Genomic DNA, 25232 nt, shown 5'->3' with positions numbered 1-25232 from the left:
CTGCGCTGAACTGCGGGTTAATTCTTGACCCGCTTTGGGGGTCAGAGCCCGTCGGCGATCGCCGCGGTGACGTGCACCCAGGCCTCCCGGGTCTCCGGATGCAGCTTCTCGATCTCGATCGTCCCGCCGTCCACCAGGGCCGGGTCGTGCGGTACGTCGAGCACGGCGCGGGTCAGCCGACCGAAATGATCATGGAGCCGGCGGGACAGTCCCTCCTCCGGTTCCCGGGCCGGCGCCGAGAGGACGGTGACCGCCGATTCCACCTTGTGCTCCAGGCCGCGGGCCCGCAGGCCGTCGATCAGCCAGGCCGCGGAACTCGCCGTGTCCTCCCGCACGCTGCTGCTGATCACCAGCAGGTCGGCGGCCTCGACCGCCGCGATCCAGTTGGAGGCGCGCATGTTGTTGCCGGTGTCGATGATCAACAAGCGGTAGAACCGGGACAGCGTCTGGTGCAGCTGGTCGAAGGCCTCGCCGTCCAGGGTGGCCGAGCGGGCCGCGTCCTCGTCGGAGGCGAGGACGTCGAACTGGGCCGTGCCCTGGGTCCGGACATAGTTGTCCAGGTCGCCGACCCGGGCCCGGTCCACCGCCTGGAACCGTTCGATGTCGGCCAGCAGGTCGACCGCGGTGTTGGTGTGCCGGGCCGGGATGGACCGCCAGCCGAGGGTGCCGCGGGTCTCGTTGTTGTCCCAGGCCAGCGTGTAGCCGCCGCGATAGAGCCCGAACGTCGCCCCGATCAGATAGCAGGTGGTCGTCTTGGAGGCGCCGCCCTTCGGGTTCACGACGGCGACCGTCTTCGGTCCGGACAGCGAGCGCTGGATCGCGGACACGTCCATCCGGTGCTGCATCTCGGCCGACGACGGCCGGAACTTGACCGCGCCGAACGTCACCTTCCGCAGCGCGCCGCGGACGCCCCACTCCGCCGGTCCCGGCTTCGGCTTCGGCCGGGTCTCCAGCAGATCCTCCAGGGTCGGCTTGCGGAACGGCTCCTCGCCGGGCGGCTGAACCTCGAGCACGTCCGACGGCGGCGGCTCGTGGCGCCGCTGGTCGTCGTCCAGGTCGGCGTCCGACGCTCCCGGCGGCACGTTGGCCTGCGCGGCGGCCGGCGGCTGCTGCTGCTGGGCAGGCTGCTGCTGGGCGGGAGGCTGCTGCGGAGCGGGCGGCGCGGCCGGCTGGACGTAGGCCGGCGGCTGCTGCTCCGGCGCCGACGGCGGCCAGTTCGGCGCCTGGGCGGGCGCCTGCTGCTGCGGTACGGGAGCCGACGGACCCGGCCGGTCGGACCCGCTGGGCTGCGGCGCGGGCCGGGCCGGCGGCGACGGCTCCGCGGCCGGCTGTTCGGACCGCGAGGCCGGCGCCGGATAGTCGCTGGGGTGGGTCGGGCTCAGGTTGACCAGCGCGCCGACCGAGCGGCGCTCCGGGGTCCACTCGTGGTGCCGGGCCGGTTCCGAGGCGGCCGGCTCGTCGTCGTCCGACTCGTCGATCGCGGCCGACCACGGCGTCGAATCACTGTCGCTCGGTGCCGTCCGTTCTGGCGCGGGCGGCGGGGCCGGGGCCGGTTGCGGCGGCTGCTGCTGGTACGCCGGCGGCTGCTGGTACTGGTCCGGCCGGTACGGATCCTGGCCGAACGGATCGGGCCGGAACGGCTCCTGCTGGAACGGCGGCTGGTCCGGGAACTGCTGCGCCGGCGGCGGCACCGGCGGCTGCTGGACCGGAGGCTGCTGGACCGGGGGCTGCGGCGTCGCGTACGGATCCGCCTCCCGGACCGACCGGTCCTCGAACACCTGGCCGTTCGCGTGCACGATCAGCCACCAGCGGCCGGCCGGCTCGGACGTCGTCAGCCGGACCGGATGCCCGGCGATGACCGCCCGTTGCCGGGCCCGCTCGAGGATCTGCTGGCGTACCGAGTCCTCGTCGGCGGCCCGGATCTCCTGGGTGACACCGTCCACCGTCACCGCCGCCGTGCCGTCAGCACGGACGACGGCATGCAACACCGGTTCGGTGGATGGGGTCGGATCCTGGTTCCGCTCGCTCATCGTCGGTCCCTCCTCGCTCCCGCGGGCTTGGATATGGGCTCAATTGTGCTGGTTCCGACGGACAATGCACGCGACAGGGTGCTGGTTTCGTCAATGGCCCACCCCTTGATACCGATTCAGCGCGATCCGCCACAGTCCCGCCGCCGCCAGAACAGTCAGCGCGGCGACCACTGGCGTGGCCAGCCCGAGCCAGCGTTCCGGGCCGCCCCGGCCGAGCACCAGCAGTGCCGGGAAGTAGCTGACGAACGCGTACGGGATCACCATCACGACGATCCGCAGCGGTCCCGGATAGATGGTCAGCGGGAACTTCGCGAAGTCCCGCATCCGCGACACCATCGTCGGGAACGCGCTCTGCGCCGCCGGCTCCCAGAACACCGGCAGGTTGGTGATCAGGTTCACCGCGGCACAGATCACGGTGCCGGACAGTCCGGCCATGATCAGCACCGGCACGGTCCACCAGTGCCACACCAGGCCGGACCCGACCAGCCCGGTGATCAGCATCGCGACCCCCAGTCCGGCGTCGCCGAGCCCGTGGATCGACGCGGTCGAGGACAGCTGTTGCAGGGCCGGCCGGAGCGGCCGGACCAGCACCCGGTCGAAGCTGCCGGAGTTGACGTCGATCCGGAGCCGCCAGGCGCCCTCGGCGAACATCTCGGTGAGGCCGAGGGAGGTCAAGATCATTCCGTGCAGGACGGCGACGTTCCAGACCGACCAGCCGCCGAGCGACGGCACCACGCCGAAGAACGTGATCAGGAAGATCAGCCCGACCGCCTGTTGCAGCAGCGCGCCGAGGATCGCGATCCAGAAGTCGCCGCGGTACTCCATCGCCGTCCGCAGCTGGAGCAGGATCAGCCGGAAGTACAGCCGTACCGATCGGGTCATGATCAGCCGCCCTGGATGTCGACCACGGTGAACGCCTTCCGCCAGGCCAGGTTCGCGAACACCCAGAGCAGCACCAGCCAGAGCACCTGCAGCCCGAGCAGCAGCACGATCTCGGAACCCTCGGCCTTGCCCAGATAGAGGGTGACCGGGGTCGACACGATGCCGCGCATCGGCAGCACCTCGGCCACCACCCGGAGCCAGCCGGGCATCAGGGCCAGCGGGACGATGGTGCCGGAGAGGATCTGGATCACCGCGTCCTGGGACCACATCACGCCCAGCCCGGACAGCGTCCAGAAGGTGATCAAGGAGACCAGGAAGATGATCAAGGCCTTGGTGACGAACCCGATCAGCACCGAGACCGCGAACAGGACCGCGGCCAGCGGGGACACCGGGGGCTGGAACCGGAGCAGCACCAGCCCGATGAAGAGCGTCAGGACCAGGCTCAGGATCCCTTCCACGACGGCGAATCCGGCCGCCCGGGCGAGCTGGGTGCCGCAGTAGTTGAGCGGCCGAACCATCTCCCGGAGCACCTCGCCGGTTCGGATCGTTCCCATCATCTGACTGCCGACCCGCCAGCCGACCAGCGCGTTGATGCCGAACGCCAGCACGATGTAGGTCCGCATCTCGTCCCAGCTGTAGCCCTGGATCGCCGGCCGGCCGGAGTAGGCGGCCCGCCAGAGGAAGTAGAGGACGAAGACCCAGATGAAGGTGAGCAGGATGTTGATCACCGTGGTCCTGCGGTACGCGATCGCCTGCTGCAGCGACATCTGGGCCAGCGAGCGGTACTTGTTGATCGGCTTGGTGCGCCCCGTCCAGGTGCTCATCAGGAGGCCCGCGGCGGCTCGTCGGCGTCGAAGGTCAGTTCGCCCTCGTACAGGCGTCGGATGATTGTCTCGGCGCTGGTCTCCTCGATGGCGAGGTCGTTCACCGGCACCGCGCCGGTCAGCTCCCGGATCACCTCGCCCGGGGTGGCCCGCCGGCCGTCGAAGGTCACCTCGTAGGTGCCCGGGTCCGGGGAGGACACCGCGGCGCCGACCCGGTCCAGGGCGGCGCCGATCCGGACCTCGGCGTCCGGCACCTCCTCGCTCAGCGTGACCGCGATCTTCTTCTCCCAACCGAATCGCGCCGTGATCTCGTTGTACGGGCCGTCGTAGACGATCCGGCCCTTGTCGATCATGATCATCCGGCGGCAGAGCTCCTCGATGTCGCCGAGGTCGTGCGAGGTGAGCAGCACGGTCAGCCCGTGCCGGTCCTGCATCAACCGGATGAACTCGCGCAGCCGCGCCTTCACCGCGACGTCCAGCCCGATCGTCGGCTCGTCCAGGAACAGCACCTCCGGCCGGTGCACCAGCGCGGCGCCGAGGTCGCAGCGCATCCGCTGCCCGAGCGACAACTGCCGGGCCGGAACGGTGAGCAGCGGGCCGAGGTCGAGCACATCGACCAGGTCCGCCATCGTGGCCCGGAAGTCGGCCTCCGGCACCTGGTAGATGTCGCCGAGCAGCCGCAACGACTCGGCCACCGGGATGTCCCACCACAGCTGGGTGCGCTGTCCGAAGACGACGCTGATGTTGCGGGCGTTGCGCTGCCGGTCGGCGTGCGGCCGCAGCCCGCAGACCGACACGGTGCCCGACGACGGCACCAGGATCCCGGTGAGCAGCTTGATCGTGGTCGACTTGCCGGCACCGTTCGGCCCGACGTAGGCGACCGACTCGCCCGGCTCGACCCGCAGCGAGATCCGGTCCACCGCGGTCACCGTCTCGTACCGCGGCCGGAACAGGTGCCGCGCGGCTCCGGCCAGGCCCGGCGGCTTCACCGCCCGGCGGAACACCCGGGTCAGCTCCTCGGTGCGAACGATCTCGGTACCCGGCATGACCCTGGACCTTAGGCCGCGGTACCCGGATTAGCCAGGAGAATTCCACGGCGGCGATCCGCGTTCTCCTATAGTCGGCGACGTGGCGATCGAGATCCGGCAGGGCGACCTCACCGAGGTGCTGGCGGACGCACTGGTCAACGCCGCGAACTCCTCCCTGTTCGGCGGGGCCGGGGTCGACGGTGCGATCCATCGCGCCGGCGGGCCCGAGATTCTGCAAGCCTGCAAGGAGATCCGGGCCACTCGGTATCCGCACGGGCTGCCCGTCGGCGAGGCCGTGGCGACGACGGCGGGCCGGCTGCCGGCCCGCTGGGTGATCCACACCGTCGGCCCGGTGCACTCGCTGCGGGAGGACCGGACGTCGCTGCTCGCGGCCTGCTACACGTCGTCGCTGGCGGTGGCGGACGAGCTCGGCGCCACCTCGATCGCGTTCCCGGCCATCTCGACCGGGCTCTACTCCTGGCCGAAGGAGGCCGCGGCCCGGACCGCCCTACGTGCCGTCCGGTCGGCCGCGACCTCGGTCGAGAAGATCATCTTCGTGCTGTACGGCGAGGACAGCTATCAGGCGTTTCGTACCGCTGCAGAAGAGGAGTCACCATGAAGACGATCTTGAACGTGATCTGGTTCGTGCTGTCGGGCGTGTGGCTGTTCCTCGGGTACATGATCGCCGGAGTGATCTGCTGCATCCTGATCGTCACCATCCCGTGGGGCATCGCCTCGTTCCGGCTGGCCAACTACGCCGCCTGGCCGTTCGGCCGCGAGGTGATCAACAAGCCGAAGAGCGGCTGCCTGACCATGATCGGCAACGTGATCTGGCTGGTCGTCGCCGGCTGGTGGATGGCCCTGCTGCACGTGATCACCGGCGTGCTGCTGTGCATCACGATCGTCGGGATCCCGCTCGGCGTCGCCAACTTCAAGATGATCGGCATCTGCCTCGTACCCCTGGGCAAGGAAATCGTCGCAAAGGAGTGAGATGGCTGCGGACCTGGTGATCACGAACGTACGGATCTTCGACGGCACCCGGGTCGTCGGTGCGGACTCGGTGCTGATCACCGACGGACGGATCGACCGCCTCGGTCACGCGCTCGCCGCGCCGGCCGGGACGCCCGTCGCGGACGGAGCGGGCGGCACTCTGCTGCCCGGCCTGATCGACGCCCACACCCACGTCACGGCCGCCTCCGATCTCGCCACCGCCCTGATCTTCGGCGTGACCACGGAGCTCGACCTGTTCTGCACGCCGGAGCTGCTCGCCGACCTCCGCAACGCCGTCCGGGACCGGGACGATCACGCCGACCTCCGGTCCGCCGGGGTCGGCGCGACGGCTCCCGGCGGGCATCCGAGCCAGCTCGTCCAGTGGGGCATCTACCCGGAGTTCCCGACCCTGGCCGGCCTTGATCAGGTGGAGTCCTTCGTCGCCGACCGGGTGGCCGAGGGCTCCGACTATCTCAAGATCATCCTGGAGGACGGCAGTACCTTCGGGATCGCGTCGCCGCACCTGTCGCCGGAGGTCGTCCGGGCCCTGGTCGAGGCCGCCCACGCCGCCGGGCTGCGTACCGTCGCGCATGTGTCCACCCGGGCCGACGCCGACCTGGCGATCGAGGCCGGCGTCGACGGCCTGGCCCACCTCTTCGTCGACCAGCCGCCGGCCGCCGACTTCGCCGACCGGGCCGCCGCCGCCGGAATCTTCGTCACGCCCACCCTGTCCGTGTACGAGGTCTACACCGGCGTCCGCCGCGAGCTCGGCTACCTCGACCACCCGAGCCTCGCCCCCTACCTCGACGACCGTGCCCGGTCCTCGATCATCCCGGACCCGGAACACGACTACACGATGACGCCGCCCGCCGGCGTCAGCCACCGGCACGCCTTCGCCGCCACCGCCGCCCTGCACCAGGCGGGCGTACCGATCCTGGCCGGCACCGACGCCGCCACCGGCCGCTCCGTCCACGGCTTCACCCTGCACGGCGAACTGGCCGCCCTGGTCGACGCGGGCCTGTCCCCCGCCGCCGCGCTGACCGCGGCCACGGCTGCTCCGGCCGATGCGTACGAACTCACGGACCGGGGCCGAATCGAGCCGGGCCGCCGCGCCGACCTGCTCCTCGTCGAGGGCGACCCGACCCTCGACATCACGGCGACGCGGGAGATCAGTGCCGTCTGGAAGGGCGGCGTCCCGCTCGACCGCGTGCCTCACACCGCCCGGCCATGATCGCCCGCCGACGCGGCGCGCTCAGCGGTGGTGTCGGGGTTGGATGCCGAGGCTGATGAGGGCGCTGGCCAGGAGGCAGGCGGCGGCGATGGTGAGGCTGGTCTGCATTCCGGTGACGAACTGGTCGGGTTTGGTGATCATGGAGCCGAAGACGGCGATGGCGACCGCGCCGCCGACCTGGCGGAAGGTGTTGAAGACCGCGCTCGCGGTGCCGGAACGTTCAGCGGGTACGCCTTCGAGCACGACGCTGGTCACGGATGGCATGGCCAGTGAGCCGCCGGCGCCGATCGGGATCAGACAGAGCGTCGTGATCACGGGCTGAGCGAGAGGCGCGGTGATCACGAGCGCGAGCAGCCCGACCGTCATGGACAGCAGGCCGGCCACGACCGGAACGCGGGCACCGAAGCGGTTGGTCACGGGACCGCTGGCCAGGTTGCCGGCGATCGCGAACAACGCGGACGGCAGGAACGCCAGCCCGGCCTGGGCGGGCGGCAGGCCGAGGTGTTGCTGGAGATAGAGGCTGACGACGAAGACATTGCCGAAGTTGCCGGCCATGAACGCGAACCCGACCGGCAGCGCGATCCGCAGACCGCGGGGGCGAACAGGTCCAAGGGCATCATCGGGTGCCGGCCCCGGGCCTGGACGATCAGAAACCCGGTTGCTGCGGCGACAGCCACGGCCAGGCTGGCCAGGACGGGCGGGGTAGTGAAGCCACGGTGTCCGCCGTCGATGAGTCCGTAGATCAGGGCCGAGAGCGTGATCAGGGCGAGCAGTTGGCCGGCGTAGTCGAACCGTGCGGGCCGGGTCGGGGACCGGGCCACGACCAGCAGCAGGGCGAGCATGGCCGCGCAGACGGGCAGGTTGATGGTGAAGACCCAGCGCCAGTCGATCATGGTGAGGGCTCCGCCGAGGGGCTGGCCGAGCAGCCCGGCCACTGCGCCGCCAACAGCCCAGACACCGAGGGCACGGGCGCGGCGGGACGGGTCGGGGAACGCTTCTCGGATCAGCGACATCGACGCAGGTAACATGATCGCCGCGGCCGCGCCCTGCACGGCCCGGCTGGCGATCAACCAGCCGGCGGTCGGCGCGGCGCCGCAGCCGGCGGAGGCCAGAGCGAAGAGCGCGACGCCGAGAGCGAAGGCCCGTTTGGCGCCGATCCGGTCGGCGAGATTGCCGGCGAACAGCAGCAGCGCGGCGAACGGAAGGGTGTAGCCGTCGATGATCCATTGCTGCACGGTGGTGCCGCCGCCCAGCTCGACACGGATCTGGGCCAAGGCGACGTTGACGATCGAGATATCCAGGGTGATCAGAAAGAACCCCATCGACGCGACAGCGATCACGACTCGCGCCCTGGGCGCATTCGGCGCGCCGATCCCCGGGCCGGAGGCCGTCGCACTGGTCACGGTCGGATTCAACCGTGTCCGAGCCGGATCCGGGAGATCCTGCGGTGAGGTGTACCACCAGAGCACCCCTGGCCGGCCTGACCAGACGGCCGAGCCGCCCAGCCAGCCGGGTTCCGAGTCGGCCGTTTGTGATCAGCCCGTGGCGACGCTCAGATCAGCGGACCGATCTGGGTCAGCCGCTCGGTCGAGACACACGAGGTCAGGCAGCGCTCCTTCCGGTCGCCGAGCAGGTCCGCGGTCCAGGAAGTGAAGCCGCCGTCGCCGAGACCGTTTCCGTCGCAGCCGATGCCTAATGCCGTGCCGGAGTAGTAGGTCGCGCTTGAGGTCCGTTCGGTGTCCTCGATGAGATCGAATCCGAGCGCTGGTCGGACCGTGTCGTCGATCCGTTCCCGTACCGCCGACGTGGTGAAGGTCGTGAATGCCAGCTCGGCCTTTGGCCCCAACACGTCGCGCCAGTACCGCAGGTGATCGATCAGCATCGCGGCCTCGGTTCGGCCGGAACCCGCATCCCGCGCACTCGAAACGAGTACGAACAGCTGGAAATGGGCAACCAGGCCCGGACCGTCGAAGCGCTGCGCCCGCACCACCCGCTGGCAAGCGGCCAGATCCACCCGGTCCTGACCGGCGCGCCGGCGTACGGCGGCCTCGATCGCTAGCTCGTTGGTCGGGTCGCTGGCGACCTCGGTGCCTCGGGTTGTGCTGACCACCTGGTCCTGGTTGATGGGCGCGACGGCGGACGACGTGCCGAGAGGGGTGACCGGTGAGAGCTCCACCCCGGCGAATGTCGACGGCAGCCGTTCCCACAGCCGCTGCTGGGTCCGCACGAGTTGCCGCGGATCCGCGGTCGACGGACGCACAAACCGGTCCTGCTGCCACCGCTGCAGGAGCCGCGCCGCCGTGACCTCGGCCGCGCGGGCACGGCTCACGTCCAGCAGCACGGAGCGCAGTTCGGACTGGCTCAGATCGTGAAGAAGGGCCGCTCGACTTCCGTCCGGCAGCTTCTTCCAGAGCCGTTCGCTGACATCTCCCATGGCTCAACTCTGGCCGGTCAGGCGGCCGATCGCCGCACAATTTGGACGTCGCGGTAGACGTCGCGGTTCAGCCCGGGCGTCCATCAACCAGAAACGGCCCCGCCGTGACGCACAAATCCGATGCGGCAATGAGCGGAGCTGCGACAGGATGGGCGTCCGTGAGTGCTGACGTTGATCTTCTGCTCCTCGCGGGCCGTTCCGGCGTTGGAAAATCGGCAGTCGCGGAAGAGATCTCAGCTCAACTGAAGCATGCCAGGCTTGGGCACGCGCTGATGGACGGCGACTGGCTCGATCGGCTGTTCCCACAGGCTCCGCCGGATCTGTTCGACCAGAACTTCAGGGCCCTGTGGGGCAACTATCGGAACTTCGGGTGTCGTCGCCTCATCTACTCGAATTGGGCGAGCATTCGGAACGCCGACCGCCTCGTTGGCCTGATGGCCGGCCCGGGTGAGGTTCGACGCGTCGGCGTGCTCTTGACCTGCGACGACGACACGGCGAGGGTCCGACTAACCGCCCGTGAACACGCGAGTGGCTTGGCCTGGCATCTCGCGAATCTGGCGGCACTGAACGACGACCCCGACCTGAGCCGGTCCACACCAGATTGGGCCCATCGCTTGAACACCGAACGTCGGACTGTGGCTGAGGTTGCCACCGAGATCGTTGGTCTCCTCAACTGGGCGTGAAGCTCCGAACTCGCTGCGCGCGGCCGGTGTCGACGAGGCACGAACCGAGGTCGGATGGGGAGCCGGCAGCCCGCCGGAGTTCCAGCCGACGGGTCGGGTCATGGGTTCGGGCAGGCGGCGTTCCAGATCGCGTGCGCGAAGGTGCCGTGACCAAGATCAAAGGTGCCGGAGTAGTTGGTGATCTGGAGGTCGCCGTGGGGTGATTTGAAGATCATCGTGTCCGGCTCGGGTTGTCGCCGCTGCCACCCTCCAAAGGTGACCGCCCGATGCTCCCGTTTGGAGAATGGGGTGAGCTTGTCGATGTCGGTCTGACCCGGTGGGCCGCCGGTTTGGTAGGGCTGGGTGTGATCAAACTCGATGCGCCCGGTCGCGGTCGACCAGGGGAACCTCGATCCGGGCCGGGCGTAGCGCAGATATCGCTTGTGCCGGTCGGGGATCTGGTAGTCGTCGACGGCGGCCGGGGTGTCGTTGAGGTTGATCACCGGCACGACCTTCACCCGATCATGACCGAGCCAGTCCTTGATCACGCCTTTGAGGGTGGGGCCGATGCCGGGGACCCGGCAGATCCCGGTCTCGCCTTCGAGGGTTTCGGCGGCGATGTGGACGACGAGGGTTGAGGTGGGGACCAAGCGCGCCGGATCCAGCTTTGCCGCGATCCGTTCCACGGCAGCCTTGAACACCGCAGCCCTGAAGTCGTCCGCGTCGGAATCGATGATCCTGACCGGTGCGTCCCGCAACGACGGGTGAACCTCGGATTCCTCGATCGGCTCGTCCTCCGCTCCAATGATCGGCTGAATCGCCGCGGTGAACTCATCGTCGAACAGGTCGGGCTGGCGATGCTCGGCCAGCACCCGGGTCGCCTCGAATTCGTTGGCCAGTAAGGCCAGTCCGGCGGCGCGCCGTTCATCCGCCGACCGGTCATCGGCGGGGAGAGCATCGGCGAGTTCCTGCACTCTGCCGTAGAGCCGGATCGCGTCGGCTGGTTCGAGCCGGGCGAACATCGCCTTCAGCCCTTCGTCAGTTGTCTGGCCCAGCCACACCCCGAGCTGTTTCTTCCGCTCCGCCGCCTCCCGCTCCATCCGGGGACCGTCGACTCGAGCGATGGCTGCTTCGGTCTGGTGCTGCAGCTTCTGCTGCCCGACATGTCCGGCAACACCGGCGAGGGATTCGTCGACCTGCCTGGCTTGATCAAGAGTGAGGTGGTGGGTTTGGCGGGCGATGCCGCGGGCCTGCCAGCCCTCGACCTCACACAGCATCACCTTCTCCCAAATCAGCGGCAGTCGGTGCCGCAGATCGAGGACCTCACCGACGAACCGAGAGCACGCGTAGTCACTCTTCTTGATCTTGACCGCCAACTCCTCCAAAGCAAGATCATTCACCTCCGGCGTCCCCTCACCACCCGGCCGCACCCCGCACGGCCCGCCCGGCAGTTTCAACTCGTCGGGATGAATCGAATCGGCAGAGTTCGCATCCGCCCACGCGGCGGTCCAGGCCAGCAGCTCGTTCTCGGCTACCCGCTTGGCCCGCACCGCCTCGGCGGCGGCTTTGAGGATGTCGTCGGTTCCGTATCCGACTACCCTCGAGGCCAATGATTCGAACATAGATACGATTCTAACAAGGAGTGCTGACATCCGCTACAAACAAGGGGAATCGTCGGGATCGGCTTCGGCATCCCGTCCGACTTGGCCTCCCGCGTCGCCGCCGAGTTGATCAATACATGATCACTCGGACTCAGAGCTGCGCGAGCCACGGTCCAGGCCCCAGGTCGGAACGTCGGTGTCCTCAACAGCCTCGTGCTTTCGCGGTTGCCGGAACTGGCTGATCGGGAGGCCGATTCCGACCGCGAGGAAGACGAGGCCGATCCCGCCGACGATCGTTGGCAGCATCCAGAGCTCGACGAACCCGTCGATGGTTGCGTCGTGAGGATCGTGCGGCCGGTAGCGAACCGGGACGGAGTCGCCGGTGCCGTAGCGCGCCGGGTCCGAGCCGACTTCGGAGGTGAACCGGATTCTCTCACCCGATGCCGCGGTGATCTCGACAACCGGATGGTATTGGGTCGAGCAGGTAGTTCGCCGGTCCTGGGTCCGGTAGCAGCCTTCCTCGGCGGTGTTGGCGATCACGGTCCCGGTGGTAGCCGTGGTCGAGCTGACGTACTCGATCGAGAACATCCCGATCACCGCCTCGTGCAACCGCCCCGGCCAAACGCGAATTCACTTCACCGCGAAGACTCCACCCAGCGCTCGGCCTGGCAGCCGGAAAGACCAGAGCCCCGCCCGGCTTGGACCAAAACCCCCGACTGTGCGCTACACAAGGAAAGCTGGGACTGGTGGGGTCTGTGCGCGGACGTGGATGGGCCTGGCGGGAGCCCGCATCGCAGTACTGCGGCAGCGGCACCCAGACCATCGCGGGCGGATGGTTGTCCGCGCACAGACCCCACCAGTCCCAGCGAGATGCCCCCTCACCCTCCCGAAGACAAGCCTCAGTCGTCACGCTTCGCTTCGCGCGCCCGCTTACGCCTCTTCCCCTCATGCATAGCCTGCACCCGCGCCACCGGAATCTCATGCCCCTCAGCGATCAGCTCAGCAGGCAAGGCCTGCTCAGCGGGCATCAGCTCGACCCACGGATCGCCGGTGATCTTGAGCGCCGATTTCACGGTGAAGTCCGAGGGGGTCACGTCGTCAAGATCATCCCAAGGGACCGGGAAGGACACGGGGGTGCCGGGGCGGACCCGGGGGCTGTAGGCGGCGACGATGGTGGCGCCGCCGGCTCGGGTGGAGTCCAGGAAGACCTTGCCGCCGCGATCTTCCTTGATGTAGGCGGTCGTGGCCAGGTCCGGATCGAGCTTCTCGGCCCGGCCGGCGACGGCCCGGGTGGCCGCAGCGACGTCCTCGATCGAGGCCGAGCCGTCCAGCGGCACCATGATGTGGACGCCCTTCGAGCCGCTGGTCTTGACGGCGGAGGCCAGGCCGAGGTCGTCCAGCGCCTGTCGGACCACGTGGGCGGTCTTGATCACGACGTCGAAGCCGGCGCCCTCGGGCGGGTCGAGGTCCATGATCAGGTACGTCTGCCGCTCCGGCTCCGCCATCGTGATCAAGGTCGGGTGGTACTCGACCGCCCGCTGGTTGCCGAACCAGATCAGGGTGCGCCGATCGTTGCAGAGCGCGTACGAGACGTCCCGGTGCGACGACTCCGCCCAGACGGTCACGGTCTCGACCCACTCCGGCGTGTACTTCGGCACGTTCTTCTGCATGAACGGCTGCTGGCCAGGCCGAACCCGGATCACCGACAGCGGCCGGTCCCGGAGGCCGGGCAGGATGCGGTCCCGGCCGGCGTCGAGGTAGTCGATCAGGTCCCGCTTGGTCGCGTCGGCGCCGGTGAACAGCTGCTGGTCGAGATTGGTCAGCCCGACCCCGTCGCGCTCCTCCTCCGCCGCCATGATCACCCCTACTTCTTCGCCTGTGGAAGCTTCTTGGTGCCGCGCCGGGCCGCCGGGGCGGACGGCGGCGGCACCACCGGGCCGAGATCGCCGTCCGGCGCCGTGTCAAGATCAACGATCACCGGGGCATGATCACTCGGACCGGTACCCTTCCGTGCCTTCCGGTCGATCCAGGCCGCCTTCACCCGAGCCGCGACCGGGTCCGACGCGAGCACCAGGTCGATCCGCATGCCGAGGTCCTGGTGGAACATCCCGGCCCGGTAGTCCCAGTAGCTGAACACCCGCTCGGTCGGCCAGCGGTCCCGCACCACGTCGTGCAGCCCGATCGACTGCAGGTCGGCCAGCGCGGCCCGTTCCGGATCGGTGACGTGGGTCTGCCCGACGTACGCGTCCGGGTCGAACACGTCGGCGTCGGTCGGGGCGATGTTCATGTCACCGCAGACGATCCGCGCCTCCGGCCCGCTCTCGACCTGCCGGCGCAGCGCGGCCAGCCAGTCCAGCTTGTAGCGGTAGTGGTCGGAGTCCGGCTCCCGCCCGTTCGGTACGTAGACGCCGTGGATCCGTACCCCGTCGCAGGTGGCGGCGATCGCCCGGGCCTCCTGGTGCGGGAAACCCGGCCCGTCCGGGATGCCGAGGACCACGTCGTCCAGACCGACCCGGGACAGGATCGCGACCCCGTTCCACTGGGTCTCGCCGTTCACCGCGACCTGGTAGCCGCGATCGGCCAGCTCGGTGTCGAGCAGGGCCCGGAAGGCGTCGTCGGCGAGCTTGGTCTCCTGCAGACAGACCACGTCCGGCCGGCGCTCGTCCAGCCACGGCAGGAGCCGCGGCATCCGCTGCTTGACCGAGTTCACATTCCAGGTGACGATCCGCACTCCCCCACCGTAGCCGGTATCGTCTCCGTGCAAACGTCCTGAAGACATCGCTGTCCGGGGAGACCGCCATGCCCTCCGCTCGCCCGCACCGAGCACGTTCCATGATCGTCTGCTGGCTGATCGCGCTGGCCCTGATCGCCGGCTGGTTCGGCTCCCGGGCGCCGGCCGCCGGGGCCGAGACTCCCGGCTCCGAGGACGACCTGGCCAAGGTCTATTACGGACTGCTGCTCCGCAATACCCCGTTCCTGCAGACGCTCTGGGACGAGCAGGCCGGCGCGTACTCCGGCGTCGAGGGACTGGTCGGCAACGCGGTGCTGCTCGAGTTCGGCGACTACGACGCGGCGGCGGCCGGGATCGACGAGGCCACCCTGCGCGCCCGTACGGTCTCCTCGATCAGTTACTGGACGGCCCGGAACCGGTTCGTCGACCCGGCCGGCAGCTGGGGCGCCAAGATCTACTGGGACGCCACCGCCGAGGCCTACCTGGTCGACGCGGCCCGGCTGCTCTGGGCCGACCTTGATCAACAGACCCGGACCGGCATCGACGTGATCACCCGCGGCGAGGCGAACTACCTGGCCGACGCCGGTGCGAACCCCACCGACCCGGCCCGGGAGGGCGGCAGCACCAACGGCCTGACCGGCGGCTACGTCTCCGACACCAAGCTGGAGGAGATGGGCGCCCGGACGATGAACCTGTCCGCCGCCGACGCCTACCTGCCCGACGACCCGAGCGCGCCGAAGTGGCGCGAGTGGCTGACCCGGTGGACCCTGAACATGTCCGGGCTGCCGGTCAGCGACCGGTTCAACCCGACCAAGATCGACAACCGGCCGATCGCCGACTGGAACTCGGCCCAGAACGTCTTCGACAGTTACACCTCGGAGAACCACGGCAGCTGGAACGGCATGTACCAGCAGTCGATCGGCTCCTACCCCGGCCGCAACGTGCCGCACTTCCTGATCGCCGGCCGGCCGGTCCCGGACAGCCAGTTGATCATGCCCAACGCCGACGAGCTGTGGGCGACCCTGCACCGGCTGGGCACCCGGCAGGGGGTTCCGGCCGAGTTCATGATCGGCGACCGGGCCCACCTGTACGGGCGCAGCCTGCTGCCGGTCACCGCGCGGGCCATGATCAACGGCGACCCGATGGCGGCCCGCGCCGAACGCATGATCGCCGACGCGCTGGTCCCCTATGCCGCCGTCGAACCGGCCGGCCGGCTGATCAAGACCACCGGCCTGCAGTACGAGACCGAGGCCCGGGCCGAGGTCGGCTACGCGTACCTGCTGCACTACTGGCGGGACCGGCTGGCCGGCGACGTCGAGCCGGTCAGCCAGGCCGAGTACGACCGGCGGGCCGCGGGAGTGACCGACTTCGGAACCAGGCCCGGCTACCTGGCGCACCGCACCGGGTCCGCGCTGGCCCTGCCCACGCTGCGGCCGGGGTTCGTGAAGTTCGGCTACCTGCCCGGCCACGACGACTATTTGATCAACCTGATCGGTCCGTCGCCGTCGCTGCTGCCCTCCGTCGCGGCGGTGGACCAGGCCAACGCGCGGACGTACACCAAGATCACGGACGGGATCGACGCGACCGCCACGGTGATCCGCCGCGGCGACGGCTATGCCGGGTTCACATCCCTGCCGGACGGCTCGATCGCCTACGCCAGCACGGGAACCGGCGACGACGAGGGCTATCTGCGGCTGTTCAACCAGCGGATGCCCGGGATGCCCGGTCTGGACGGGGACCGCACGTTCACCGGCCGCGACGGCGCCGTGACGCTGCCGCCGTCGACGGTCGGCCGCGGCGGCACCGAGACGCTCGACTTCCCGGCGACCGAGGCCCGCTACCTGCGGATGGTCGGCGTCGCCGCGCAGTCCCAGTGGGGCTATTCGATCTACGAGTTCGGCGCGTACGGACCCGGCGGCACGGACAACCTGGCCCAGGGCAAGCCGGCGACCGCCTCGACCAGCTACAACGCCGATCGCAGCCCGGAGAAGGCGGTCGACGGCGACCCGAAGACTCGCTGGGGCAACAGCGAACAGGAACGGCCGACGATGAAGGGTTGGTGGTCGGTCGACCTCGGCGCGCCGACACCGGTGGACCGGGTCAAGATCAACTGGCAGGAGGACGCCTGGCCGTTCAACTACCGGATCGAGGCCTCCACCGACGGCACGACCTGGAGCACGGTGGCCGAGGTGCCGGAGTTCACCGAGGTCGCGGGCGACTGGGTGAACCTGGACGGCAGGGCCGGCTTCGTGGTCCGCGGCTCGGACAGCCCGATCGCCGTGGCCGGGAATGATCTTGCGCTGTCCCACGGCCCGGCCGCGCAGGCGTCGCAGTTGATCATCCGCGGGTACGGCCCGCAGAGCCCGGCCGAGACCGCCAAGCGGGCCGCCGAACCGCAACCGTCCGGCGGCCCGGCCGCGCTCCGCGCCGCGTTGAACGGTGACCGGCTGTCCCTGTTCAACCTGTCCGGCGCACCGGTCGGGGCCACGCTCCGGGTTCCGCAGTCCGGTGCCACCCGGCTGGCGTACCGGGGAAGGCAGACGATCACCGGCTCCGGCCTCGACTACGCGGTCGAGCTCGCGGCGGCTTCGGCGGCGGTGGAGCCGGCCCGGTTCCGGGTGCGTTCCGACCGGGCCGAGGGGCTGGTGATCACGGTCGCCGACTCGCGCCGCGTCGAGGTCCGCAACCCCGGCGACCGTACCGCCCGGGTCGAGCTCGCGGCCACGGCGACCGGCGAGACGCGCACCGTCGACGTACCGGCCGGGAAGACGCGCATGATCGACTTCACCGAAGGACCGCGGACCCCCGTCACCGACCTGGCCAGGGGCAGGCTCACCTACCCGGGATCTCCGCTGCCGGCCGGGATGTCCGACCCGGACCGGGCCGTCGACGGCGACCCGGGGACGGCCTGGACGCCCGGCGCCGCCCAGCGCCGGATCGTGATCAACCTCGGCGATGATCATGAACTCGGCGACGTCACGTCCCATTGGTCCCGGGGCCAGGTCCCGGCGACCGAGCGCCAAGTCTCCGCCGACGGCGTCACCTGGCGCCCGTTCGCGCCCGGCGAGACCGCGCGCTACGTGTCGCTGTTGATCAAGGAGTGGCCACCGGGTGCTGCCTCGCTGACCGAGCTCGAGGTCCGGCGCCGAGAGTAGGAGCCCAGCGAGCGACGGCCACCAACAGGACCGCCACCAGGGTCAGCAGCGCCGCGATCCAGAGCGTCGACGACAGCGAGAAGCGGTCGATGGCGGCGCCGCCGACCAGGGCACCAATCCCGATGGAGAGGTTCCAGACGCCGACCCACCAGGACGTCGCGGCCTCGACGGCGGTGGGCGCGGCCTTGATCATCCAGGTCTGCATGCTGACCGAGAGGCCACCGAAGAACAGGCCCCAGAGCAGGAGCAGCAGCAGCCCGGAGATCGGCTGCAGGCCGACGGCCGGAAGCAGCCCCAGCGCGATCGTGATCACGGCCAGGATGCCGATCACGACTCCGGTAACGCTGCGCCGCAGCAGCGCGCCGGCGGCGAAGTTCCCGCCCAGTCCGAGGAGACCGTAGATCAACAGGACGGGGCCGACGGCGGATGCGGGCAGCCCGATGAGGTCGCGCACGACCGGGCCCACAAAGGTGAACGCCGCGAAGTGGCCCGCGACGCCGAACAAGGTCGCGATCAGTCCCACCAGCACGACCCGGTTCCCGAGTTGGCCGAACAGCAGCCGGGGACGGACCGGCGTCGCAGCGGAGAGCGGCGGCAGCGCCGCGATCAGGCAGACCACGGAGACCAGGGCGGCCACCGCCAGCGCGGCGAAGGCCAGCCGCCAGCCCAGCCGGGTGCCCAGGATCGTGCCCAGCGGTACGCCGAGCACGTTGGCCGCGGCGACCCCGGCGAAGATGATCGCGGTCGCCTTGGGCACGTTCGCCGCCGACACCAGGCGAACGGCGAGGCCGCCGCCGATCGCCCAGAACCCGCCGATCCCGATCCCCACGAACACCCGCGACAACAGCAGGACCTCGAACGTCGGAGCCAGCCAGGACACGACGTTCGCGGCCGCCATCAGGACCATCAGCGCGACCAGCAGCACCCGGCGGTCCAGTCGGCCGGCCAGCACCGGCACCACCAGCGCCGCAACACCGGCGATCACGCTCGGCACCGTCACGCTGAGCCCGGCCGCTCCCTCGGTGACGTTCAACGCGGGACTGATCTGGATCAGCAGCCCGATCGGCAACTGCTCCGCCACCACCACGACGAACACGCCGATCATCGCCATCCAGACCGCGCCCCAGTGTTCCCGTTCCACGCTCGACTCCTCCGTTCATGCATTTGGGAACGTTCGCTCCCAAATCTCCACGCTAGCATTGGGAGCGCCCGCTCCACAACGGGAGGCGGGCAGAAGGAGAAGAGGGACGCCATGGCCAGGCCACGTGGATTCGACGAGGAGACGGCGGTCGACCGGGCCACCGAGGTGTTCTGGCGCCGGGGCTATCACGCCACCAGCACCCGCGATCTGGGCGAAGTGCTGGAACTCAACCCGAGCAGCCTCTACCGCACGTTCGGCGACAAGCACCGGCTCTTCCTGCGCGCCCTCGACCACTACCGGGAGACCGAGAGCACCGACGGGTGCCGGCGATTCCACGATGCGACCCCGACCCTGGCCGGACTCGTCCAGACGGTGACCGCCGTCGCGATCGGAGGCGACGACGGCGCAGCCGAACCGGTCGGTTGTTTCGTCGTGAACACGGCCGCGGAGCTGGGGGCCACGGACCCGGAGGTCTCCCGGCGCACCGAGGGTTCCTTCGAGCTCACCCGCACCGGCCTCGCCGAGCTGCTGACCCGGATGCGCGACGGCGGAGAACTCCCGTCCGGTACGGATCCGGACGCGCTCACCGACCTGCTCTTCACCCTCATCCTCGGCTGGCGGCTCCGGTCCCGGGCGGGGCACAGCACGGCGGACCTCCGGGCTTCCGTCGAGCGCGCGATCAACCTCCTCGGCCGAGGCTGACCGGACCCGTCAACCCCGGTCGGTCAGCGCTGTCCGGCCAGCCTGGCCACCGTCTCGGCCAGCGCGTGGTTGCCGTCGCCGTCCCGGCCGTCCCGGAGCAGTGGCTGGTAGAGCTGGGAGATCAGGCCGGTCGCGAGCATCGGCACCCTCAGCTCGCCGGCGGCCTCGAGGACCAGCCGCAGGTCCTTCTGCTGCAGGTCGACCCGGAAGCCCGGCCGCCAGTCGTCGTCGATCACCTGCGGGGCGCGTTTGGACAGCATCCAGGACCCGCCGGCACCGCCCTCGACGGCGGCGATCACCTTGGCCAGGTCGAGGCCGCTGGCCCGGGCGAACATCAGCGCCTCGGCCACGCCGAGCATGTTGGAGACGACCAGGATCTGGTTGGCCAGCTTGGTCACCTGACCGTGCCCGACCGGTCCGACGTGGGTGATCGTGCTGCCGACCTGCCGCAGGTACGGCAGCGCGCGCTCGACGTCGCCGTCCGCGCCGCCGACCATGATCGACAACGTGCCCTGCTCGGCCCCCTCGCTGCCGCCGGTGAGCGGCGCGTCGATGAAGGCGACGCCGACCTCGGCAAGCCGATCGGCCCACTGCCGGGTCGCGGTCGGGCTGACCGTACTGGTGTCGATCACCAGCCCGCCCGGCGCGAGTCCGTCGGCCACACCGTCGGCGCCGAAGATCACTTCCTCCACGTCGGCGGTGTCGCTGACACAGATGATCACCACGTCGCTGTTCTCGGCAACGGCGCGCGGCGTCCGCTCCGCGACGGCGCCCAGCTCGACCAGCGGCGCCGCGCGTTCGGCGGTCCGGTTGTAGACGGTCAGGGCGGTACCGCCCCGGACCAGGTTCGCGGCCATCCCGCCGCCCATGATGCCGAGACCGACGAACCCGACTCTGTCAGCCATGACTGCCTGCCTTTCCTTGCCCGTCCGACGATTCCGGGTCGATCACGATCACCTCGAAGAGCTCCAGGTCGGCCAGCTCGACCATCAGGGTGTCCGGCTCCGACGCCGTCGCCAGGGTGCGGCCGGTGATCAAGGAGGTCGCGGTCGCGCCGGCCGGAGCGGACAGCCGGAGCCTGCCGCCGGTCACCGGCAGCGGCGCGCCGAACCCGCGGCGGCGGGCGCCGCCGAGGTTGATCAGGTGCACCACCGTGCGGCTTCCGTTGCCGCCGATGATCACCTCGACCTGTTCGGGCAGCTCGCTGTCGGCGACCGGCTGCGGCCCCGCCACCCCGCGCACGATCTCGATCATCAGGTCCCGCACGTTGCCGGTGCCGAACTCCCGGTAGGTCCGCCCGATGGTCCAGGCGATCCGGACGCCGTCGCCGGCCGGGTTCGCGACCACCGCGGCGAATCGGCTCGGCCGGTGGCCGTATGCCTTCTCCGGTGGGGCGAACGACGCCTGTGGCAGCACCCGCCAGCCGACGGCGGCTCCGTCGGGCGGTTCCAGGTCCAGCAGGTCGCCGAAGATCGGCACCAGCCGTTCCCCGTCGCTCGCGTAGCTGGACCGGGTCTCGGTGAACCCGGTGTGCCGTCCGCGCACCCGGAGCCCCGACATCCGTCGGAGTTGATCTTGATCCTCGGCGATCCCACCGGAACCGGTGATCACCACCGCACCGGCGAAGGCGTCGAGCACGGTGATCACGCCGTCCGGCAGTACGCCCAGGTCGGGCAGCACCAGGACCCGGAAACGATCAAGGACACCGAGCGAGTCGGCTTCGGTCAGCCGCTCGATCGGCAGCACGTCGAACGGGACGTGCCCCTCCTGCAGCGCGGCGTACCAACCGCGGAACTCGTCCCGCGCCGACTCCGGCTGGGTCAGCGGATCGGGCCGGACCAGGGCCACCGTCGCGGCCGGACGCAGCCCCTCGTAGACCGCCCGGTGGTCCCGGTGGAAGCGGGTCAGCCGGCCGGCCGCGGCCAGGCCCGGGTAGTCGATCACGCCCACCGGTCCCATCTGGTACGTCGACGGGTTGGCACCCCGGGCGATCGCCTGGGCGAAGAACTGGCCCACATGGTGCGGGTCCTCCGCGGCCATCCGGTACGGCATGTCGACGAACACCGTGGAGTTGACCAGCACCGGCTTGTCCGGCCGGACTGTCTTGGCGGCACTGACCGCCTCCGCGGTCGCCGAGGGCCACAGCTCGCGGCCGATCTTGTTGTTCGCCTCGTGGAAGACGATGTCGGAGCGGGAGCCGAGGATCAGCGGCGCATCCGGCCGGCGGGCCGCGAGATGATCACGGATCCGGCCGGTCAGGTCGTCCAGAACCCTGCGGCAGAAGGCCCGCCAGCGGCCGAAGTCCGGCGAGTCCGGCCCTTCCGGCAGCTTCGCGCCGCCCTCGTCGGCGGCGAACCGGCGGCCGCAGGCGTCGCAATGGCAGACGCCGTGCCGGACCCCGTGATAGTCCACCTCGCTGAAGCCGAACCAGTTGAAGAAGAACCCGTCCACCGGGTACCGGTCCAGGATCTCGTCCAGGATGTCGAAGGTCCGCTGCTGGTAGTACTCGCCGCACGGGCAGACGCTGACCAGGCCCTCGACCCGCTGCCGCTCGCCGGCCAGGGACCTGAAGCACCAGTCCGGATGATCATCGGCGACCGGTTGCGCGATCTTGGAGAAGTCCATCCGGGACATCAGCCGCATCCCGCGATCATGCGCCGCCGCGACCGCGTCGCCGATCAGGTCACCGCTGGAACGCTCACCCAGGTAGGGATTCCGGGTGTGGAACGGCAGGTCGGTCGGGTAGTTGGCGAGGATACCGCCGGTGTTGATCAACCAGGTGTCGGCGCCGTGATCGGCGATCGCGTCGAGGTTCGCGGCGACGTCGAGCCCGGCGTCGATCTCGCGCAGGTTGGTCTGCAGCATCTCGAACGGACGTTCCCACCAACGAGTCCCCGCGGATCCACCGGTCATCGCGATCACCCGATTCTCGTGTACGGCCTCGTACCGCAGCGTCGTCTGCCCCGACAGTATCAGCACTCTTGTCAGACCAGAATGCTTGACATGCAAAATCGAGAAGAGGCAGACTTCCGGGTATCGGAATGAGCGCAGCGCATGACGGAACTCCTCGCCAAAGCGCCTCCGGAACGGGAGCCAATGATGACGTCGCCCAAGCCACCCGAGCCCATCGTCGCCCTGCAGATCGGCGCCGCCTCGTTCGCCGACGAGGGGGTGAAGCCCGTGCTCGACGTCCTGCAGGAACGCGGCGCGGTGAACGCGCTGTTCCTCGCGACGCCGACCTGGACCCGCGGCACCGGCGGCCGGCAGGTGCCCGGCCATCCGCTTCCTGATCATGGTCCGCAGGAGTACGACCACGACTGGATCGGCGGCAACTACGCCACGATCCATCCGGAGTTCTACCGGAACACGATTCTGGGCACCTCCGGCCGGGCACCGGACTACGACGGCGATCTGTTCGACGACGTGTTGCCGGAGGCGCGGTCACGCGGCATGGCGAGCTATGCCTGGATGGAGGAGAGCTCGTACGCCCAGGCGTTGCGGGACTACCCGAACTTCCCGCAGTGCCTGGAGGTGGACGTCTGGGGCCGGCCGACCGAGCGGCCGTGCTTCAACAACCCGGACTACCGGAACTGGCATCTGAGCATCGTCGAGGACTACGTCAAGAGCTACCCGATCGACGGTCTCGCCTGGTGCTCGGAACGTCCCGGGCCGCTGAACCTGCTGCTGCAGCGGCCCACGTCGACCGAGCTGGTCAGCTGCTTCTGCCGGCACTGTCGTGATCTTGGTCGGGAGCGCGGCATCGACCCCGATAGGGCCCAGGCCGGTTACCGGGCGCTGCTGGAGTGGAACCACAAGATCAACTCCGACGAGCGGCCGGCCGACGGCGCCTTCGTCACGTTCTGGCGCACCCTGCTGACGTACCCGGAAATTCTGGCCTGGCAGACGTTGTGGACGCAGAGCCAGCGCCAGCTCTACCGCGACATCTACGGCGTCGCCAAGGCCTGCCGGTCCGAGGTCCAGGTCGGCTGGCACGTCTATCACGACATCTCGTTCAACCCGTTCTACCGGGCCGACCAGGACTACGCCGAGCTGAGCGAGCTGTCCGACTTCCTCAAGGTGGTCGAATACAACAACTGCGCCGGGCCGCGCTTCCACAGCTGGATCGCGAATATCTGCACCACCCTGTTCGCCGACGCCGAGCCGGAGCAGGTCTATCCGCTGATGCTGCGCCTGCTCGGCCTGGACGAAGGCGACTACGACAAGCTGCCGAGCACCGGGTTCACCGCCGAGTACGTCCGCCGCGAGACCGCCCGGGCCGTCGCCGGCGTCCGGCACGGCTGCAAGGTGCTGCCCGGGATCGACATCGACATCCCGGTCGGCGACGGCACCGAGGAGCTCACCCGGTGCACCCGGGAGAGCGTCCGGGACGCCGTGCTCGCGGCCTTCGCCGGTGGCGCCGACGGGGTCGTGCTGAGCCGCAAGTACTCCGAGATGCGGCTGGAAAACCTCTCCGGCGCCGGCGACGCCGTGCGCCAACTGACCTGAACCAGTAAGGACCTCCCATGAACGCAACGACGCGGATCAGTCGCCGGACCCTCCTCGGCGCGGGCGGTGTCGCGGCCGCCGCCCTGGCCGGCTGCAGCAGTCCCGGCGGCGGCGGTGGCGGGTCGAAGTCGATGACCTTCCTCAACGACTCCGACATCAAGGACGACCCGTTCGGCAAGGCGGTCGAAGCCTTCCAGCAGAGCAGCGGCATCTCGGTCGAGGTACAGCCGGTGCCGTCCGACTACGACACCAAGTTCCGGACCGTGCTGTCCGGCGGCAAGCCGCCCGACCTGATCAAGATCAACGACGACTACGTCCGCGGGATGTCCGGCACCGGCGCCCTGCTCGACCTGAAGCCGCTGATCGAGCGGGACAAGCTGGACACGTCGCACTTCCCCGAGGAGCTGTACAACTTCCCGGTGCAGGCCGACGGCCGGCACACCGCCTGGGTGATCGCCCACTCGCCCCGGTTGTTCTACTACAACGTCGACCTGTTCAAGGAGGCCGGCGTCGACCTGCCGCCGACCGAGTGGAGCGCCGACGGCTGGACCTGGGACGACTTCCTGGCCACCGCGAAGGCGCTCACCGTTCCCGGCCAGCGGTTCGGTGCGCTGGTCTATCTGGACACGGGGTACGAGCAGACCTGGGCGATCAACAACGGCAGCCCGACCGGCATCTTCGCCGCCGACGGCAAGAGCTTCACGCTGCCCGAGCCGGCCGCGGCCGAGGCGCTGCAGTGGGCGACCGACCTCACCTGCAACGAGAAGGTGCAGCCGGCCTGGGGCGACCTGCAGAGTACGAACGCGGACCTGCAGCTGTTCACCCAGGGCAAGCTGGCGATGTTCTACAGCCAGTTCAGTACGCTGCCGTACCTGCTGCAGAACGTGAAGGACTTCACCTTCGACGTCGCGCCGCCGCCGGCCGGGCCGAAGGACCAGCGCACCGAGTCCAGCGTGGTCACGTACGCGATCCCGGCCAAGGCGGCGAACCCGGATGCCGCCTGGGAACTGCTCAAGTTCCTGACCAGCGAGGAGGGCGGCACCTTCTTCGTCGAGGGCAACATGTGGCTCTCGATGGACGACCGGCCGCTGGCCAAGCTCGCCGAACCGCCGGCCCACGTGAACCTCTTCGTCGAGGCCGTCGAGCACTCGACGCTGCCGAACCAGACCCAGAACACCCTGGGCGCCCGGCAGATCTACCGGCCGCTGCTGGACGAGGTCTACAACTGCAACGCCAAGGCGGCCGACGTGCTCGCCGGCGCCAAGGCCCGGGTCGACGAATCCCTGGCCCAGCAGGGCTAGCCGGGAGTCGGCCG

General features: G+C 69.7%; 21 protein-coding genes and 1 pseudogene. 8 read left to right on the top strand and 14 right to left on the bottom strand.

The genetic code is table 11. From position 1 onward, the window contains the following. Positions 1–41 precede the first annotated feature (41 nt). The 4 genes from ACFQU4_RS07440 to ACFQU4_RS07425 all read right to left on the bottom strand — a co-directional run bounded on the left by ACFQU4_RS07440 (position 42) and on the right by ACFQU4_RS07425 (position 4782). Positions 42–2030 (bottom strand): MinD/ParA family protein, encoded by a 1989-nt coding sequence (locus ACFQU4_RS07440; RefSeq protein WP_377488945.1) that lies wholly within the window; start codon positions 2028–2030, stop codon positions 42–44. Between the two features lie 90 nt (positions 2031–2120). Continuing rightward, on the bottom strand, positions 2121–2912 hold the full coding sequence (locus ACFQU4_RS07435; RefSeq protein WP_377488942.1) for an ABC transporter permease: 792 nt from the start codon (positions 2910–2912) through the stop codon (positions 2121–2123). 2 nt (positions 2913–2914) lie between these two features. After that, positions 2915–3736, bottom strand: a complete 822-nt coding sequence (locus ACFQU4_RS07430; protein ID WP_377488939.1) for an ABC transporter permease — start codon at positions 3734–3736, stop codon at positions 2915–2917. Beyond that, positions 3736–4782 (bottom strand): ATP-binding cassette domain-containing protein, encoded by a 1047-nt coding sequence (locus ACFQU4_RS07425; protein ID WP_377488936.1) that lies wholly within the window; start codon positions 4780–4782, stop codon positions 3736–3738. The genes ACFQU4_RS07430 and ACFQU4_RS07425 overlap by 1 nt, the downstream gene beginning before the upstream one ends. 82 nt (positions 4783–4864) lie before the next feature. Between ACFQU4_RS07425 and ACFQU4_RS07420 the strand changes: the two genes are divergently transcribed. Genes ACFQU4_RS07420 through ACFQU4_RS07410 form a run of 3 tightly spaced genes read left to right on the top strand, consistent with a single transcriptional unit; the run spans position 4865 to position 6985 of the window. Continuing rightward, positions 4865–5383, top strand: coding sequence for an O-acetyl-ADP-ribose deacetylase (locus ACFQU4_RS07420; protein ID WP_377488933.1), 519 nt, complete (start codon positions 4865–4867; stop codon positions 5381–5383). Further along, entirely contained in the window at positions 5380–5754 is a 375-nt protein-coding gene (locus ACFQU4_RS07415) for a YccF domain-containing protein (protein WP_377488930.1), read from the top strand. The genes ACFQU4_RS07420 and ACFQU4_RS07415 overlap by 4 nt, the downstream gene beginning before the upstream one ends. 1 nt (position 5755) lies before the next feature. Beyond that, entirely contained in the window at positions 5756–6985 is a 1230-nt protein-coding gene (locus tag ACFQU4_RS07410) for an amidohydrolase family protein (RefSeq protein WP_377488927.1), read from the top strand. Between the two features lie 21 nt (positions 6986–7006). Here the strand turns inward: ACFQU4_RS07410 and ACFQU4_RS07405 are convergent, their stop codons facing one another. The 3 genes and pseudogenes from ACFQU4_RS07405 to ACFQU4_RS07395 form a co-directional block, all read right to left on the bottom strand. After that, entirely contained in the window at positions 7007–7540 is a 534-nt protein-coding gene (locus tag ACFQU4_RS07405) for an MFS transporter (RefSeq protein WP_377488924.1), read from the bottom strand. A 215-nt stretch (positions 7541–7755) separates the two neighbouring features. After that, positions 7756–8307, bottom strand: a pseudogene (locus tag ACFQU4_RS07400) (MFS transporter); the annotation flags it as partial. Positions 8308–8537: 230 nt separating this feature from the next. After that, entirely contained in the window at positions 8538–9326 is a 789-nt protein-coding gene (locus tag ACFQU4_RS07395; RefSeq protein ID WP_377488921.1) for a hypothetical protein, read from the bottom strand. Between the two features lie 251 nt (positions 9327–9577). On the opposite strand from ACFQU4_RS07395, the gene ACFQU4_RS07390 reads away from it, so the two are divergent. Beyond that, positions 9578–10102: a hypothetical protein gene (locus ACFQU4_RS07390; RefSeq protein WP_377488918.1), complete on the top strand. Its 525-nt coding sequence runs from the start codon at positions 9578–9580 to the stop codon at positions 10100–10102. A gap of 98 nt (positions 10103–10200) precedes the next feature. Here ACFQU4_RS07390 and ACFQU4_RS07385 read toward each other — a convergent pair whose 3' ends face one another. The 4 genes from ACFQU4_RS07385 to ACFQU4_RS07370 all read right to left on the bottom strand — a co-directional run bounded on the left by ACFQU4_RS07385 (position 10201) and on the right by ACFQU4_RS07370 (position 14413). After that, entirely contained in the window at positions 10201–11703 is a 1503-nt protein-coding gene (locus ACFQU4_RS07385) for a DUF222 domain-containing protein (RefSeq protein ID WP_377488915.1), read from the bottom strand. A 120-nt stretch (positions 11704–11823) separates the two neighbouring features. Next, a complete protein-coding gene (locus ACFQU4_RS07380; RefSeq protein WP_377488912.1) occupies positions 11824–12270 on the bottom strand; it encodes a DUF3592 domain-containing protein in 447 nt (148 codons plus the stop codon). Positions 12271–12581: 311 nt separating this feature from the next. Beyond that, positions 12582–13538 carry a non-homologous end-joining DNA ligase gene (ligD, locus tag ACFQU4_RS07375; protein WP_377490510.1) on the bottom strand — a complete coding sequence of 319 codons (957 nt, stop codon included), beginning with the start codon at positions 13536–13538 and terminating at the stop codon, positions 12582–12584. Between the two features lie 8 nt (positions 13539–13546). After that, a complete protein-coding gene (locus tag ACFQU4_RS07370; RefSeq protein WP_377488909.1) occupies positions 13547–14413 on the bottom strand; it encodes an exodeoxyribonuclease III in 867 nt (288 codons plus the stop codon). Positions 14414–14481: 68 nt separating this feature from the next. On the opposite strand from ACFQU4_RS07370, the gene ACFQU4_RS07365 reads away from it, so the two are divergent. Next, positions 14482–17568: a discoidin domain-containing protein gene (locus ACFQU4_RS07365; RefSeq protein ID WP_377488906.1), complete on the top strand. Its 3087-nt coding sequence runs from the start codon at positions 14482–14484 to the stop codon at positions 17566–17568. On the opposite strand, the gene ACFQU4_RS07360 is transcribed toward ACFQU4_RS07365, so the two are convergent. Further along, entirely contained in the window at positions 17507–18709 is a 1203-nt protein-coding gene (locus tag ACFQU4_RS07360) for an MFS transporter (protein ID WP_377488903.1), read from the bottom strand. The two genes, ACFQU4_RS07365 and ACFQU4_RS07360, sit on opposite strands and share 62 nt — an antisense overlap. A gap of 111 nt (positions 18710–18820) precedes the next feature. Here ACFQU4_RS07360 and ACFQU4_RS07355 point away from each other — a divergent pair, with 111 nt between their 5' ends. Next, a complete protein-coding gene (locus tag ACFQU4_RS07355; protein WP_377488900.1) occupies positions 18821–19411 on the top strand; it encodes a TetR/AcrR family transcriptional regulator in 591 nt (196 codons plus the stop codon). 23 nt (positions 19412–19434) lie between these two features. Here ACFQU4_RS07355 and ACFQU4_RS07350 read toward each other — a convergent pair whose 3' ends face one another. Both ACFQU4_RS07350 and ACFQU4_RS07345 read right to left on the bottom strand, forming a co-directional pair. Further along, entirely contained in the window at positions 19435–20316 is an 882-nt protein-coding gene (locus ACFQU4_RS07350) for an NAD(P)-dependent oxidoreductase (protein WP_377488896.1), read from the bottom strand. Beyond that, on the bottom strand, positions 20309–22390 hold the full coding sequence (locus tag ACFQU4_RS07345) for an alpha-amylase family protein (protein ID WP_377488893.1): 2082 nt from the start codon (positions 22388–22390) through the stop codon (positions 20309–20311). The genes ACFQU4_RS07350 and ACFQU4_RS07345 overlap by 8 nt, the downstream gene beginning before the upstream one ends. A gap of 120 nt (positions 22391–22510) precedes the next feature. Between ACFQU4_RS07345 and ACFQU4_RS07340 the strand changes: the two genes are divergently transcribed. Next, a complete protein-coding gene (locus ACFQU4_RS07340) occupies positions 22511–23917 on the top strand; it encodes a hypothetical protein (RefSeq protein WP_377488890.1) in 1407 nt (468 codons plus the stop codon). A gap of 17 nt (positions 23918–23934) precedes the next feature. Further along, entirely contained in the window at positions 23935–25218 is a 1284-nt protein-coding gene (locus ACFQU4_RS07335) for an extracellular solute-binding protein (protein ID WP_377488887.1), read from the top strand. Positions 25219–25232 lie beyond the last annotated feature (14 nt).

Source organism: Microlunatus sp. GCM10028923, assembly GCF_042666975.1.
Taxonomy (GTDB): domain Bacteria; phylum Actinomycetota; class Actinomycetes; order Propionibacteriales; family Propionibacteriaceae; genus Microlunatus.
Note: the sequence above shows the minus strand (reverse complement) of the source record. Positions and strands in the feature narration are given on the sequence as shown.

Coding starts and splice junctions, on each gene's coding strand:
- ACFQU4_RS07440 (WP_377488945.1), bottom strand. CDS start 2,030: ATGAGCGAGCGGAACCAGGATCCGACCCCATCCACCGAACCGGTGTTG.
- ACFQU4_RS07435 (WP_377488942.1), bottom strand. CDS start 2,912: ATGACCCGATCGGTACGGCTGTACTTCCGGCTGATCCTGCTCCAGCTG.
- ACFQU4_RS07430 (WP_377488939.1), bottom strand. CDS start 3,736: ATGAGCACCTGGACGGGGCGCACCAAGCCGATCAACAAGTACCGCTCG.
- ACFQU4_RS07425 (WP_377488936.1), bottom strand. CDS start 4,782: ATGCCGGGTACCGAGATCGTTCGCACCGAGGAGCTGACCCGGGTGTTC.
- ACFQU4_RS07415 (WP_377488930.1), top strand. CDS start 5,380: ATGAAGACGATCTTGAACGTGATCTGGTTCGTGCTGTCGGGCGTGTGG.
- ACFQU4_RS07410 (WP_377488927.1), top strand. CDS start 5,756: ATGGCTGCGGACCTGGTGATCACGAACGTACGGATCTTCGACGGCACC.
- ACFQU4_RS07405 (WP_377488924.1), bottom strand. CDS start 7,540: ATGGCCGGCAACTTCGGCAATGTCTTCGTCGTCAGCCTCTATCTCCAG.
- ACFQU4_RS07385 (WP_377488915.1), bottom strand. CDS start 11,703: ATGTTCGAATCATTGGCCTCGAGGGTAGTCGGATACGGAACCGACGAC.
- ACFQU4_RS07380 (WP_377488912.1), bottom strand. CDS start 12,270: ATGTTCTCGATCGAGTACGTCAGCTCGACCACGGCTACCACCGGGACC.
- ligD (WP_377490510.1), bottom strand. CDS start 13,538: ATGGCGGCGGAGGAGGAGCGCGACGGGGTCGGGCTGACCAATCTCGAC.
- ACFQU4_RS07365 (WP_377488906.1), top strand. CDS start 14,482: ATGCCCTCCGCTCGCCCGCACCGAGCACGTTCCATGATCGTCTGCTGG.
- ACFQU4_RS07355 (WP_377488900.1), top strand. CDS start 18,821: ATGGCCAGGCCACGTGGATTCGACGAGGAGACGGCGGTCGACCGGGCC.
- ACFQU4_RS07350 (WP_377488896.1), bottom strand. CDS start 20,316: ATGGCTGACAGAGTCGGGTTCGTCGGTCTCGGCATCATGGGCGGCGGG.
- ACFQU4_RS07340 (WP_377488890.1), top strand. CDS start 22,511: ATGACGTCGCCCAAGCCACCCGAGCCCATCGTCGCCCTGCAGATCGGC.
- ACFQU4_RS07335 (WP_377488887.1), top strand. CDS start 23,935: ATGAACGCAACGACGCGGATCAGTCGCCGGACCCTCCTCGGCGCGGGC.